The organism is Bacteroides uniformis, from assembly GCF_025147485.1.
In the GTDB taxonomy this organism is placed as follows: domain Bacteria; phylum Bacteroidota; class Bacteroidia; order Bacteroidales; family Bacteroidaceae; genus Bacteroides; species Bacteroides uniformis.
Genome location: NZ_CP102263.1, coordinates 966,140 through 981,590, shown reverse-complemented (window position 1 = coordinate 981,590; position 15,451 = coordinate 966,140). Strand labels below are relative to the sequence as shown.

Genomic DNA, 15,451 nt, shown 5'->3' with positions numbered 1-15,451 from the left:
GGTTTGCGAACAAAGTCCTTATTTTGCCCAGAACAGTTTGTGGTAGTAAGTGTCTTCGGCTGACACCTCTTTATAGTAGGGATTGTAGTTGACTTCCGTATTCGGGTATCTCCAGCGGTTCGGCACATTTGTGATGGTACCGGCCACTTCGGGGAAGGCTAGGCCGGACGGATAGCCGGTACGTCGGATATCACTCCATGCCTCACGACTGGCTAGGAAACCGAAATGCAGCCACTTTTGGGTAATGATGGCATCCATCTTGTCTGTATATTTCGTGCTGTTCCATTTGGCAGCGGCGAAAGAGGCGGTTTCTTCGGCGGTAGGGGCATCATACCGGCGTGCGTTTTCACCCGTACTTACCGAATCGTAATAGTAGTAAAGCGTGATGGACTGGCTGACAGCCTTTTTGAACTCTTCTTCCGCTTTCGCTTCATTCTTTGCCACTCCATACCCCATTTCATAGGCTTCCGCTTTCAGGAAATGGATTTCGGGTGAGGCCATTATCAGCATGTCGAATTTGTCGTTTTCCCAAAAGAAACCTTTCTGCGTGATTTGTGAGAAACCGGTGTTGCTGGTATTGACTTCGTCTTGTGCCTGCGAGTTGTAATATTCCGTCAGCTCATCCGCCACGGTAAGGTCTGTACCCAGATAACGGTGCTCGTCCAATTGACCGGTGTTTTGGTTGGTAATCTTCACGGGATTGAAGTTGAGCAGGATGCGCGGGTCGTCTTCTCCTTTCACATAAACGCCGCTCAGTGGGTCATTGCTGGTCATATCATAGTTGCCATGGCCCAGCATGCGGTCGATGATGGCGCCCGAAGCAAGTCGGTTGGTTACCCAGTCACCCAGTCCGTGGCCTGCGGTGAAGTTCAGTTGCCCAGACTTCTGGTTGACAATGAGAATGTTGTTTTCTTGTTCCTCTATCAACGGATAGGCTGACGGATTTTCCAGGATTTCCTTGATGGCGGTACGGCCTTCCGCCTGCAAGTCTCCTTGCGCGGCTACGCGCATGGCAAGGCGCAGTCGCAAGGAGTTTGCATAGCGTTCCCATTTGTCCATGTCCCCGTTGTTGATAAAGTCTTGTGTATTGAAGTTCCTCGGTGTGGGGATGGAGCGGAACCGCGGAGCAATTTCTTTGAGCTCGTCAAGAATGGTTTTATAAATATCCTCGGCCTTGTCATAATGAGCATACGATTTACCTACATCGTTGGTAAGCGGCAGCGTACAAGCTTCCGAGAAAGGCATATCCCCGAAAACGTCCACTGTGGCGGCAAAGAAATCGTACAACTGTACTTTGGCGGCAAGATAGAATGCCTCGTCCTGGGCTTGTTCTGCCGCGCTTTCTTCCTCGTAGAGAGATTCCAGCTTGCGGAACTGGGCCAGTGCCGAATACACATTGTCCCACTGTCCGTCAATAGCGGGTATATAGCCGGGGGTATACATATCCGTAGTGTTGGAGTAGCCGAAGGTTTGTGCATACTTGCCCGTAAACTGTGAATCGAATCCGAAGAACCGGTTGTATTCGTAAACATCATAGTCCTTTACTTTTTGGAAGACTCCTACCATCAGATTACTGATGGTGACTTGGGTTACTTTGGAGGGGTCTTCGTATTTGCTGTCGAAGTCATAATCCGTACAGCCTGATGTTGTCAAGAGGAATGCTCCCAATGAAACAAGAGATAATATCTTTGTCTTTTTCATACTCTTTGTTGTTTTTTGGATGGTTGTTTTGTCAGAAACTTGCACGAAGTGAAACACCGAAACTGCGGGTAGCTGTGGTAGAACTTCCCACGGTAGCCTGGTTGGCCCAGGATGTTCCGACGGACGACTCCGCATCGTAGTTTTTCAGTGCTTTGTAGAAGTAGAAGAGATTACGTCCGAAGACCGACACACTCAGCCGGCCCAGTCCCAGTTTGGAGATCATCTTTTCAGGAAATTGGTAGCCGATGGTCAATTCACGCAGTTTGACATAAGAATTGTCGAATACCGAATGGCGGTATGTCAGCTGTTCGGCCTCCGTTCCCCAATTATAGGTGGTGTTGTAGTAATAGCCTGCCGGAATGATACGTGTGTTTCTTTCGCCAGTGGAGGCCACTACACCCGGAAGAATGATGCCGTCGTGGTAGATTATCTCTCCGTTGGGGCCGGCACCCGTGGAAGGGTCTACTTGTACCGGAATTCCGCTGGAATTGTTGTCGCCCGGATAGTAATAGGATAGTCCGCCGTGTTCCGTATCACGGTACTTCAGGGATTCGGGTGTCAGACCCACTGCGGTGGCATATTGGTTCATTTCGTTGATGACATCTCCTCCGATGCGGAAGTCGATACTGAAATCGAGGAATACATTCTTGTAGGAGAAAGAGTTGAATAGACCTCCTACGCCTGCCGGATTGATGTTGCCGACTTTCTGCAATTCAGTTTGGTTGAGGTAAAGACCTTTATCGGAAACGAGGTACTCACCGTTTTCGTTCACTTGGGGAACCTGTGCATAGATGTCACCCATTGGCTGGCCTTCCACAGCTTGTATTTTTATTCCGCTGCCTCCGGAGTTGAGTATTTCCAGATAGGGCACTCCATCGGCCAGTTTCACTACTTTGTTCTTATATACACCATAGTTGGCTGTCAGGTCCCAGCGGAAATCTCTGGTCAGTATGGGAGTGGCACTGATTGATATATCCCAGCCGTGGTTGGCTACCTCGCCCACATTCATCAACACATTCTTTACGCCTGATGTGGAAGGTTGCGGCGTGGAGAGTATCTGGTCCTTTACACGGTTGTTGTAGTAGGATATATCTATACCCAACCGGTTATTTAAAAACTTGCTTTCCAGACCTATCTCGTATTCGTATTTCTTTTCCGGACGGATATCTGCATTCCCCCATGAAGAGGGAATGGTGTTCCAGGTGAATCCGTTGTCCGAACCTTGCTCGTAGACGATATTGGCGGTATAGGTTTCAGGAGCATTTCCTACGATACCGTATGAGAGGCGCAATTTTCCATAGTTCCACCATGACGGCATGTGGAAGGCTTGGGTGAAGAGGAAACTCAGATTGGCGGAAGGATAGAAAAAACTCTGGTCTTTTAGGGTAGACGAGCGTTCCTGGCGTCCGGTCAGTTCAAGGAATAGATAGTTGTCCCATCCCAGGCTCAGTGTACCCATATAGCCGGTTTTCAGTAGTTCCATACGTTGCAGAGTACTGCTTGGCGTGTAGCGGCTGGCATTGAGGTCGAACCAGTTTTCCGTGACAAGCCCGCCATTGGTGGAGACCCTCATATTGTTCATATTTTCGTAGCGTCCGGTCCAGCCTACGGTGGCGGCAATGTCGAAGCGGTTGATATTATAGTTGAAGTTCAACATAACATCTCCATAGACAATGTCGTAACGGCGGTTGATGGACTGGAAGCTACCGTTGGGGTCGTATAGGGAATTGGGTTGTTCGCTTTCATATTTCAGTGTTTGCTTCACATCTGTGATATCAGTTGAAACCTGGGCGCGCAGACTCAGCCAGTTGGTTATCTGCCAGGTGGGGCGAATCATACCGATGAGCCGGTTCTCTGTCTCGTCGCTATGGTGATGGTACATATTCCACAGCATGTTGTTCACTCCGGTGGCGTAACTGGGGTCGTAGGCCCATGATTCCTCGGGAGTCAGCGTGGCGTTTCCTCCGACAAAGGTATTACGGTATCCCAGACTGGTGACGTAACTTTGTTTCAGATAGGGAATGTCCAGGAAGGTGGAGAACATGTTGCCGAAACCGCTGTATAGGTTGAGCGAGGTTTGCGGGCGGTCTTCTACATTCTGTACGATGTAGTTAAGGGAGTATTCCAGTTTCAGCGGTTTCGCCAGTTGATACGAACCGGTCAGCTTGAAGTTGTGTTTGGTGAAGCTTCCGGTCAGGGCATTGGGAATCTCGTCCATGAATGTGTAGGAGAAGCGGTTGCTGGTGGTTTCCGTCCCTTGTGAGATGGCGAGATTGTAAGTCTGGGTCCAGCCGGTGCGAAACAACTCTTTCCACGGGTTGTCGGTCAGTGCCTGGTAGGGGCGCATCTTCCCGTCCCAGTAAAGTACCTCGCTGCCGTCGTATTTCGGGCCGAAGGACAAGGTGGTGGAACGGAGGCTTTTGTAGCTTTGTCCGTTTAGGGTTCTCTGATAGAAGCCTCCCGTCTGTTTCTCATAATCGCTGTATGCGGTGTTGTAGGTTCCCGGCCCGTATACGGTCTGTACTTTTGGCAGATAAGCCGGTAAGTTTGCCATGACTTGGGCATTGAAGTCCACCGTCAGCTTGCCGCTTTTGGCGCGCTTGCTAGTGATGACTACCGCACCGTTTGCAGCCTCCGAGCCGTAGAGAGCTGTGGCAGAAGCTCCTTTCAGAATACTGAGGCTCTCGATGTCCTCTGGGTTGATGTCTACCAGACCATTGGAACGGATTTGTCCGTCGTTGCCAAATTCGGCGAAGTCCGTGCCTTTACCCGTGCCGCCGTTGCGGATGGGTACACCGTCCAGAATGATGAGTGGCTGGTTATTTCCAGTGATGGAAGTCAGTCCGCGTACGTTGATGGAGACAGCTCCGGCAGAACCGCCTTGTGTCTGTGTGATGCGGACTCCCGGTGCTTTACCGTACATGGCAGAGGCAAAGTTGGGTGCTCCTGCCTTTACCAATTCGTCTGCACTGATGGTACTGATGGCATAGCCGACACGTTTCGTGTCTTTTTTGATACCCATTGCCGTTACTACGACTTCTTTCAGTTGCTGGGTATCTTCGCTGAGTGTAATCTTCAGGTCGCCTTGCTTTTTTCGTTTTGCCAGGTTTATCTCCCGGGTAGCATAGCCCATGTAAGCGATAGAGAGTGTTGCATCTGCAGGAACGGTCAGTGTGAAGTTACCGTCCACATCGGTAATGACGCCGTTGTTGGTACCTTTCTGTATGACGCTGGCACCGATAAGCGGTTCTCCTGTTACATCTCTCACAATGCCTTTAATGGTTCGGCTTTCTTGTGCGAAGGCTGTTCCGGTGAAAAGAAATGCTAATAACCAACTTGCAATAATCAAACTTTTTTGGAAGTGCGACGCTGAATGTGGAATGTCACACCGTTTTCTCATCCTGATTTTCATACTACTGAAAAATAATTGATTTATCTTATTATAAATGTTACGTCCTTTCGGCGGATATTTTAGCAAGAGGTATGCCAAACGAAAGGCAGACTATCCTTTTAAGGATGAATAATGTTGATAATCAATTGCTTATTTTCTATCGGGAAAAAGGGAAGTTCGGGTGTTTGTGGTGTGGAGATGTGGAAAAAATCCACAGTAGGTATTCCACAATTTCCCTCTCTTTCCTTGAAGTCTTGTTGTCGACCCTTATTGGTAGCCTTGTTCATCGGAGGTATGCTCTATCACTGCAATAAAATCTGGTACAGTTGCAGTGGTTGCATTTTCTTTTCAGGGTGGGAGTGTTTTTGACCTTTATCCGGGAAGGATTACCCGAACGAAAGAGCTATCAGCCTGCAGTTTGTGAGATTGATATTAAGCCAATATAAGTCTGAGAATTACTTTCAAAATGTGTTACTGTGGCAAATATAGTTATTCTTGATGGAAGAACTGCATGTTTGGCGTAATAAGTATCTATGTTTGGGAGAGAAAGGATAGGGAGGTACTCTTACTTTTAGGAAATTAATATCATGTTTGCACCTTATTTGTTTCGTGCAAACATGATATTAATAAATCTTAGTGGTTTATTTTACTTCCCACGTATCATTCGTCATCAGTAATTCCTCGAAATTGTGATACTTCTTCTTGGCAGACACCTCTTCGATTTGTTCATGAACGGCATCGTCGTAAGTAGGAGCTTCCACATCGCGGATAACACCGAGTGCAATCGGGAAGTCGGGACCTTCCATCAGGGCAAGCTTCAGTTGCAGGGTGTTGTCCATGCAGTGGGCATCGTGGATGAGGATATCCTTCTCTGTAATGCCGTTCTCACCGAGTTTCACGACTTTTAGACCAAAGCCTTCCTGCATCAGTCCGTATTCGTTGTTCTCGCCGAAGAGCATCGGTTCGCCGTGCTTCAAGTAGATGGCATTCTTGGCGCGGTCTTCCTTTTTGGCCACGGAGTCATGCGTACCGTTATTAAAGATAACGCAGTTCTGCAGAATCTCGCAAACGGAGGCGCCCTTGTGGGCCATAGCTGCCTTCAATACTTCTACGGTCCCCGGAGCATCGGTAGCTACCGCGCGGGCAAAGAAACGGCCGCGGGCACCGAAGCAAAGCTCTGCCGGGTGGAATGGATCTTCTACCGTACCGTAGGGAGACGACTTGCTGACGAAACCACGTGGGGAGGTCGGAGAATATTGACCTTTGGTCAGGCCGTAGATGCGGTTGTTCAGCAGAATCATGTTCAGGTCGATGTTACGGCGTACGGCGTGGATGAAGTGATTACCGCCGATGGCCAGACCGTCACCGTCGCCGGAGATTTGCCATACCGTCAAGTTGGGATTGGCAACCTTGGCACCTGTAGAGATGGCAGCAGCACGTCCGTGGATGGTCTGCATCGCATACGTATTCATATAATAGGGCAGACGGCTGGAGCAGCCGATACCTGAGATGACGGCATTCTCCCAAGGAGCTTTGCCGATTTCTGCCATTGCTTTGTGCAGTGAAGCCAGAAAGAAGTGGTCACCACAACCCGGACACCAACGGGGTTGTCCTTTTTTATAGTCTTTTGCTGTATATTCGCACATAATCTTTTTTAATTGATAGTTGATAAATGATAGTTGATAATTGGTGGCTGGTCATTGATAATCCGCATATTACGCATGGTTATTATCAATTGTCAACTGTCAATTATCAATTAATTTATTGAACGCTGCGACCAGCTCGGCAACGACGAACGGTTGTCCTTTGACTTCGTTGAACTGGTACGGGGTGAAGTTGTCTATCTTCATACGTAGATAACCTGCAAATTGTCCGAGATTCTGTTCGGCAACTACCACCTTCTTGTACTTCTTCAGAACGGTTTCCGTGTTCTTGGGGAGCGGATTCAGATAAGTGAAGTGGGCGAGGGCAACCTTCTTGCCTGCCTTGTTCATCTCTTCCATGGCCGAATACAAGTGGCCGTATGTACCGCCGAAACCGACAATCAGCAAATCGGCATCGTCTGCACAGCCTTGCACTTCTACATCAGGTACGGGGATTTTGGCAACCTTCTCGGCACGCAGGTGGCACATCAAGTCATGGTTTTCGGGATCGGTGGAGATGGCACCGGTATTGCTGTCTTTCTCCAGACCGCCGAGGATGTGCATATAGCCTTCTTGTCCGGGAATGGCCCAATAGCGGACACCTGTTTCGGGATTGCGTTTGTACGGAGTATAGTTGTCCTTCATTTCGGAAGTCACGTAGGGAGGGGTGATGGCGGGATAGTCTGCCAGTTTGGGCAGCTTCCAGGCGCCGGAGCCATTGGCAACAAAGCCGTCGGTCAGCAATACGACCGGGGTCATGTGCTCCAGTGCAATTTTGCTTGCCATGTAGGCTGCGTCGAAACAGCTTGTGGGTGAAGAGGCGGCGATGACGGGCATTGGGCTTTCACCGTTGCGGCCGAACAATGCCTGCAACAAGTCTGTCTGCTCTGACTTGGTGGGCAGACCGGTAGAAGGACCGCCACGTTGCACGTCGAGCACAACCAGCGGAAGTTCTGTAATGACTGCCAGGTTCATAGCTTCCGATTTCAGGCAGACACCGGGACCGGAAGTGGAGGTCACAGCCAGCGCACCTGCAAAAGCGGCGCCGATAGAAGTGGCGCAACCGGAAATCTCGTCTTCGCATTGCACGGTCATCACGCCCAGAGACTTGTGCTTGGAGAGTTCGTGCAGTACATCGGTTGCCGGAGTAATGGGATAGGAGCCGAGGAACAGCTTCAAGCCAGCCTTTTCAGCTGCGGCGATGAAACCGTAAGCAGTTGCTTTGTTCCCCGTGATATCCATGTATCTGCCGGGAACGGTAGTCTTACTTTCAATCTTATATGTATGGGCTACGGAAGCATGGGTGTTGTGTCCGTAGTCATATCCTGCATGGATGACCTTGATATTTGCCCCGGCAATTTCGGGCTTTTTGGCGAATTTCTCGCGGATGAAATCTTCGGCTATTTTCAGATCGCGGTTGAACAGCCAGCATACCAGGCCTACTGCAAACATATTGCGGCATTTCAGCATGGACTTGTTGTCCATTCCGGTGTCGGCAAGGCAGTCTTTCACCATCTTCGAGATGGGGGCGGCGATGACATCCTGCTTAATACCCATTTCCTCTATCGGATTATCGGTCTTGAAAGCGGCCTTTTCCAAGTCTGACTTCTGGAAAGCATCTGTATCGATGATGATACAAGCAGTGGATTTAGCAAACTTATATTGGGTTTTCAGTGCGGCGGCGTTCATCGCTACCAATACGTCGCATTTGTCACCTGGGGTATAGACTTTCTCTGCACCGATATGTACCTGAAAACCGGAAACACCGGTGAGTGAGCCTTGCGGGGCGCGGATATCTGCCGGATAGTCGGGGAATGTACTGATATCATTGCCCACGGTAGCCGAAACTGTTGAAAAGATGTTGCCGGCGAGCTGCATACCATCGCCGGAGTCTCCGGAGAAGCGGACTACCACTTGCTCCAGTTCTTTGACCATCATGTCGTTTGCCATAACTTACGAATTACTATAGATTAATTTTTTGGGGTTACTGTATTCTATCACTGACCGACAAATTTCGTAAAGTTAATCGGATTAACAAAACTTTTTTCGGAAAATCGACAGAATACATTATCTTTGCATCCGCAATCTACTGCAATATGCAGAATCTATGCAAAAGCCCTTGTAGTTCAACGGATAGAACAAGCGTTTCCTAAACGTTAAATAGCAGTTCGATTCTGCTCAGGGGTACAAAATAACAGATTTAGATAGTGTGGAGCTTCCGCAGAATCCGTAAAATAAGGCTACTTTTGCAGTAAGATGTTCTACAAATAAAGATATGGCTACATTTAAAGCGGAGGTTTTTTCGGTCCAATTTATCATCCATTACTGTCCGGTAAAAAATGAGCGAATAGCCTATAGCTATCCGCTCAGAAGTTATCTTGGTATTTTTTTCATTCGAACGTATTGAGATTTTGATAAAACATAAATAAGTTTTTATTCTGCTATAACTAACTCCTGCGAATGTTCTACTTCCACGCATTGACCTTTCCATTCAAGGGTAGCGTGGACTCCTTCCGGAAGCATAATCCGGGCATGCAAGGTTTGGCCCGTCTTTAGGTATGCTACAGAGATGCTACCCAACGGATGGGGTATGGAGCCTGATGCCTCCGACAGGTGACCAAGAGCAGGAGTCAGACGAACTTTGGCAAACCCCGGAGCGGCAGAGTGAATGCCCAACAACATACGATAGAACTCGATATTGAGATGGGCACTCCAGGCATGACAGTCGGAGCGCGACGGTTCGGGATTTTCTGCCCAGGTGGTGAGCCCGATGGCAAGCTGGTCTCGCCAGGGCTGCAGGGTATCGAGCAAGCGGTTGGCCATGCCGACCTTATCCATGGCTTGCTGTACGAAATAGCGGAAATAGAAAGTGGCTTGGATGAGTGTAGTATCATCAAGCATCTTGCGGCACACCTCTTGCGCTTCGTGTTCTTCAAGCACCTCAGCCAGTATGGCCAGGGCATTGACGTGTTGTGAATAAACATCGTGTTCAGGAGTATCGGCCAACAATCCGCGCGCGCTGTTCCAGTATTTGGCTTTGATGGCGGCGGTTATCTGACGAGCTAAATCATGGTAATAATTCCCCAAAACTTCTAAGCCGAAAGCCTTTTCCATAGCGGCCTGTTCGCGCAGTGCCATAACAAACACCAGATCTTGATAGGCCGAGCTGCCGTCTTGACCGTAGTTGGGTTCTCCATAGTCGAAACCCGTGGCCCAATCGGCAAAGAACCAATGGGGCATACGCGCCAGACTCTTGTCGGTCCGCAAGTATTCCTCGTAGCAGCCTATGATGTGACGAGCGGCGGGCAGGTATTGACGGAGCCACTGATGTCCGTCGCGCATCATCCAGTAGTCGTAGAGCATACCTATCCAACTGAGCGAATAGGAGGATATCATCTGTGGCGAGGCCGAAGGGTAACGGCTTTGTGTCAGCCCGTCGGCGGTCATCGACATGCGTCCCTGCTCGATGGCGTGCCGGGGCAGGAGTGTGTCGCGGGTGTTGTACAGGGTGAGCATGGCCTGAATCCGGGCGTCGCCAAAATATTGAAGCTGTTCGTAATAGGGGCAGTCCATATAGGTTTCGTTGGCACAGAGGCGGGCGGTGCGCCAGCCTATCTTCTCCATTTGCTCCAGTTCCCGACCTGCGCGCAGGTGACTCTCCTTCTTTAGCGGATAGGCCGTGAAGGTGGCTCCCAGGCGTTCGATAGTTAATGCTTCGTCGGCTGTTTCCACCGTCAGTTCCAGATAACGCCAGGTACGCCACCAAAGTGTAGTCGTCTGCCGATGCGTACCCCCATCCATCAGGAACTGGTCTTTCACTCCCATCATAACTTTGCCTGTTGTCTCATCGCGATGTGGCTTGGTGGCATGCCAGATGTCGGGCATATCGGGATTGAACAGTGCCTCGGCGTAACATACTTCCACACTAGCCCCCTTGCCGCCTGAAGTGGTCAGGTGGAGATAGGCATTGGTGAGCGAGTCGCGATCAATCAATACCGACGTTCTTGTATGTGGAGCAACGGTCAGTGGCAAGTTGATATCGCCTGCCGACACCTCGCGCATCTCCATTTGTGGTATGGAGCGAGGCACAAGGAGGCGGCCTCCACGGTCGCGTGTACCCTTGTCGGCTGCCGCATCCAGGTTCCGGGCTTGCTTCCAATCGAATCCGGGGGCTTCTTGCTCTGTTTGCCATCCCCAGGGGTAGTTGTTGGCGTCAAACCGCTCACCGCGGTCGGCCGCATAGTAGCCGGGCACTACAAAGTCGTCGAGCGATGAATAGGATTCGCCCGTCAGCACCTGCCAATTCCAATCGGTGTTGAACACCGGGGCTGCTCCGTCGGCACATACCAATAGGGCAATCTCGTTGGTTCCCATTTGTGCCATCGGACGCTTCTCTCCATAGTTCCATACTACGGCTGCCAGGGTGTTTTTCCCTTGGCGAAGGTAGGGTGCGATATCCACCGTTTCATAATTCCAGTTGCTGAGATCGCTGCGCGCCGGTCCCAGAGAAACAAGTACTCCATTGACAAAGAGTTTATACCTGTTGTCTGCCGATACGCGTATCAGGTGCGCGTCGGGCACCGTGTTTAACTGCGCGCTTTTACGGAAATAGGCGACACGCAGATCCGCGCCCGATTTTTCTGCGTGGCAACCAATCCATACAGCCGGCCATACAGACGCGTCGCAGGATAGTGCCAGGCAAAGAAAAAATAAAACGAAAACACTCTTCTTCATATTCATCAGTTATCAGGTATATTTTCTTCTTCCCAGGTATAGTCTTCCGTGCAGTGGATGCTCACCGACTGGTCTCCGCAGGCGATATTGAATTCGCCAGCCTCGAGTGTCCACTTCTTGCCGGTTCCCATAAAGGCGAGGTCGCTTGCCTTGATGCGGAAAGTTACTGTTTTGCTTTCATCCGGGGCGAGTACAATCTTCTCGAACCCGCGCAGGCGGCGATTGTCGGGCATGAGCGAAGCATAGAGATCGGAAGCATAGAGCATTACTGTTTCCTTGCCCGCCATGGCGCCTGTGTTTTTTACATCGACTGTGAAAGTGAGCACATCGTCTTTCGTGAAACTATTCTTATCGGCACGGAGGTTGCTGTAGGTATAGGTGGTATAGCTCATACCGGCTCCAAACCACCACTGTTCGTAGGTCTTGGCATTATAGTCGTATACACCGCTGATGGTCTCGCGCACTTCGCTCGCCTTATAGTCGTAGTTGACCATTGCATTCGGCTGAGCGCTGTAGGTATATGGCAGACGGCCGGAGAAGTTTTCATTGCCCGCTAAGAGTTCGGCCAGCGCATCTCCTCCATAATTGCCAGGCAGCATGGTGTGTACTACGGCCTTTGCCAAAGGTTCGATGTCGCTGATGGCGCGTCCGCGCGACTCGTTCAGCACCAGGATGATGGGCTTGCCCGTAGCAGCCAGTGCCTTCACCAGATTTTTCTGATTGGTACTGAGATTGATATCGGCAATGTTGCCCCGGGTCTCGGCGTAGGTATTCTCTCCGATGCACACTATCACATAGTCATTGTCGGCAGCAGCAGCCACGGCATCGCCGATATTATCGGCATGATCCATTGCCCAGCGTTTCGAGTCGTAACTCACGCCCTCTACCAATGTCACATGATTGCTTCCGAACTTGTTTCGCAGGGCTTCATAGATGGTATTGAAATGCCCGGTAAATTCCTCGCGGTCGGCACCGTCGCCCTGCCAGGTATAGCTCCAGCCGCCGTTGAGTGTACGCATGCTGTTGGCATTAGGTCCACATACCAGCAGTCGGGTGCCTTGCTTTATGGGCAATAAGCGACTTTGGCTGTCTACAGAGTCGTTCTTCAATAAAACGATGGATTCCAATGCGGCCTGCCGGCTGTATGCTGCAAACTCCTCACTACCGAATTTGGGATAATCTTTAGCAAAGGTGTTAGGCTGTTCGAAAAGTCCCACCCGGTGTTTCAGGCGCAGGATGCGTCGCACGGCATCGTCAATGCGTTCCATGCTGACGCCACCCTCTTCTACCAGTTCTTTGAGTAAGCCGTTGTAAGTGAATTGCGAGGGAACCATCATCATATCTACACCGGCATTGATGGCTAGCCGGATTGCCTCCTTGGCAGTAGGGACCACGCGGTCGCTGGTAACGGCTCCATCGATGTCTCCCCAGTCGGTTACCACCATTCCGTCCCAGCCAAGCCCTTCCTTGAGCCAGCCGGTGATAAATTCCCGGTTGACCGTGCCCTTCACTCCATTTACGTTGGAACTGTTGGTCATGATGCTTAAGGCTCCTTCCCGGATTCCCCGCAGAAAGGGCGCAAACTGCTTCTCGCGCAGTTCCTCGTAGCTCAATCTGGCCGGTGAACGATCCAGTCCGTTGTATGGTGCTCCGTAGGCAAAGTAATGCTTTAGGCAGCCTGCCACGTGGTATGCATCGATATGGTTAGGATTATCACCTTGCATGCCGCGAAGAGCGGCTGCCCCCATCTCGCTGGAGAGGAATACATCTTCGCCAAATGATTCATACTGCCGACTCCAGGCTTGCATTCTGCCGAGGTCGATACATGGGCCGTAAATCCAGGGTACATTACAGGCACGAGTCTCGTAGGCCACTATTTCACCCATCTTATATACAAGGTCGCGGTTGAAAGTGGCCGCCATGTTGATGGCACCCGGGAAAAGCGTACCACCGGTGGAGTAGGTGGTGCCATGCATCTGGTCGAGACCATACACGGTGGGGATACCGAGATGTTTTATTGACACATCCTGAATGGTCTTTACCACCTGATTCCACATAGCAGGGGTCTGGGCGGTAGTTTGTGGCGCATTGAGAATGGAGCCGACTTTATATTTGCCCACTACGGAATCGAGCGCCGCCTCATCCAACCGGAAGGGAAGCTTCGACTGGATATCGTTGGACACCCAGTAGAGCCTCATTAGCTTTTCCTTGTTTTGCTTATCTTCGGGCGTTGTCAGTGCCAACTGGGCTGCATTGTGCTGCTTGTCGAGCCCAAAGCGGCGTAAGGTGTCGGCAAGTTCCTGCTCCGACATCCGGGCAAGCTTCTCCACGACGTAACGCGGGTCTCGATAGGTAATCATGCCTATCTCCAGTTCCACCATCTGCCCGATTTTCTCATCGAGGCTCATCTGCTCCAACAGTTTCTCTATCTTGGCTTCTATGGCGGCATCACGTGGCAACATGGGCGGTTGTTGCGCCACAGTGCTCCCGTAAGCCAGCAAGAAAAGTAGGCTAAATAAATATCTCATAGGAATAAATAATCTTTTATAATTAGAAATTGGTCAGCGCCTGAATACTTTCCTGATTCCATTTCTTTGTTTGGAGATCATAGAGGCCGAACAGCCCGCGGTATGCCCAGATGTGGCTGCTGAATCCGCGCAATTGGAACTGCTCTTGCATGAAGGAGAAGTAGCGGTTCATCGATTGCTGGTCGGCTTTGAGGCAGACACCGTATTCGCCGATGTTGAGCGGACGACTGCTCTGTTCGCTCCAGCGTTGGCAGAAGTCGAGGTCGCGAATAATGGGCGCCTTCTCATTTTCGGTTCCGTGCCACTCTACCTGATGTCCTACCATCGCACTCGGCACATACTCCAGATTCTGATGGGTGAAGGTATGAGGCAGGTAGTAGTGACCCTGAACGATGATATTCCATTCGTTTTCCGGGAATTTTAGTTCGCCCAGTGTCCAGGTCTGTCCCAGATTGGGAGTGCCTATAATCAGTGTACGGCCCGGGTTGGTCCGGCGGATGATGGCAATGAGTTCGGCATGCAGCTTGTTCAAACCATCGGCTCCAAGGCGCATGTTGGGTTCGTTTAGCAAGTCGAAGAAGAGCATGTCGTTGGGGTAATCCTTGTAATGCTCGGCAATCTGTGTCCAGAACGACTTAATTCGGTCGAGGTTCTGTTCCCATGTGAGGTCAGGGTCATCTTCGCCCATATTGATGGCCGGGTAGTAGTGTTGGTCGATGGAGACAGCGAGGTTGTTTTTCAAACACTGCTCAATGGTCCAGTCCATCTTTTGGAAGAAGTCCGCATCGATGGTATAGGGAGCCTCTTTGGCGCAGTGCTTCACCCAAGTCGTCGGGATACGTACGCTTTGGAATCCGGCTTCGGCAATGCCCTGGAAATCAGCTTCGGTCATGGGGGCATCGTTACCATCTACGGGGTTGGCATCCACATATCCATTCATGTTGAGCCCTCTACCCAGACGCTTGTTCCGTTCGAAGGGAATAGCCGCCTCTGCCGGAGCCTCTACCTTGGTGTCGAGCACGGAGATTATCTTGGTGGGATCCCGATAAAGGTCCAGCATCAGATTTCCATGTGTCGAATTGGCATCTTCATACTTCTGCGGACGGGGAGCATACTGTTCCGGACCGAACACGATACCAATCTGCAGATGGTCTGCGCCATCGAAGAGGGCGATACCGCGATTCTCCATACCCATCTTAAGGTCGAAATGATAGCCATCGGCCTGGGGGGAAACTACATAGCCCACGGTCATGTTGGCAGCGGAGTTGGCCTCGCTGCTGATGGTGATGGTGCTGTCTTCGTTGAAGTGGACTACGCTGCGACAACCGTACTGCGAGGCATACCAAGTGCCGGTAAACGATGGTTTTTGGGTTTTGCCGGTGGTGCAGCCAACCAGCAACGCTATCGAGAGGAGTAAGAAAAGTATTTTTTTCATGATTATATTTTTTCAGTGT

The 15,451-nt window shown here is 50.6% G+C and carries 7 protein-coding genes and 1 tRNA gene; 1 reads left to right on the top strand and 7 read right to left on the bottom strand.

What is annotated here, in order from left to right:
- Positions 1-18: 18 nt before the first annotated feature.
- The 4 genes from NQ510_RS03720 to NQ510_RS03705 all read right to left on the bottom strand — a co-directional run bounded on the left by NQ510_RS03720 (position 19) and on the right by NQ510_RS03705 (position 8,685).
- The gene (locus NQ510_RS03720) at positions 19-1,701 is read right to left on the bottom strand and encodes a SusD/RagB family nutrient-binding outer membrane lipoprotein (RefSeq protein ID WP_034525936.1); all 1,683 of its coding nucleotides are present in this window, start codon (positions 1,699-1,701) and stop codon (positions 19-21) included.
- Positions 1,702-1,732: 31 nt separating this feature from the next.
- The gene (locus NQ510_RS03715) at positions 1,733-5,113 is read right to left on the bottom strand and encodes a SusC/RagA family TonB-linked outer membrane protein (protein ID WP_005830708.1); all 3,381 of its coding nucleotides are present in this window, start codon (positions 5,111-5,113) and stop codon (positions 1,733-1,735) included.
- Positions 5,114-5,733: 620 nt separating this feature from the next.
- Positions 5,734-6,738, bottom strand: coding sequence for a 2-oxoacid:ferredoxin oxidoreductase subunit beta (locus NQ510_RS03710; protein ID WP_005830701.1), 1,005 nt, complete (start codon positions 6,736-6,738; stop codon positions 5,734-5,736).
- A 99-nt stretch (positions 6,739-6,837) separates the two neighbouring features.
- Entirely contained in the window at positions 6,838-8,685 is a 1,848-nt protein-coding gene (locus tag NQ510_RS03705; RefSeq protein WP_005830698.1) for a 2-oxoacid:acceptor oxidoreductase subunit alpha, read from the bottom strand.
- Between the two features lie 165 nt (positions 8,686-8,850).
- Here NQ510_RS03705 and NQ510_RS03700 point away from each other — a divergent pair.
- Positions 8,851-8,922 (top strand) — tRNA-Arg (locus NQ510_RS03700).
- A gap of 246 nt (positions 8,923-9,168) precedes the next feature.
- Here NQ510_RS03700 and NQ510_RS03695 read toward each other — a convergent pair.
- The 3 genes from NQ510_RS03695 to NQ510_RS03685 are packed head-to-tail and all read right to left on the bottom strand — an operon-like array spanning position 9,169 to position 15,432.
- Positions 9,169-11,469: an alpha-L-rhamnosidase-related protein gene (locus tag NQ510_RS03695; RefSeq protein ID WP_034525997.1), complete on the bottom strand. Its 2,301-nt coding sequence runs from the start codon at positions 11,467-11,469 to the stop codon at positions 9,169-9,171.
- Positions 11,470-11,474: 5 nt separating this feature from the next.
- Entirely contained in the window at positions 11,475-13,997 is a 2,523-nt protein-coding gene (locus NQ510_RS03690; protein WP_005830693.1) for a beta-glucosidase, read from the bottom strand.
- 22 nt (positions 13,998-14,019) lie between these two features.
- Entirely contained in the window at positions 14,020-15,432 is a 1,413-nt protein-coding gene (locus NQ510_RS03685; RefSeq protein WP_005830690.1) for a glycoside hydrolase family 5 protein, read from the bottom strand.
- Between the last annotated feature and the right edge of the window lie 19 nt (positions 15,433-15,451).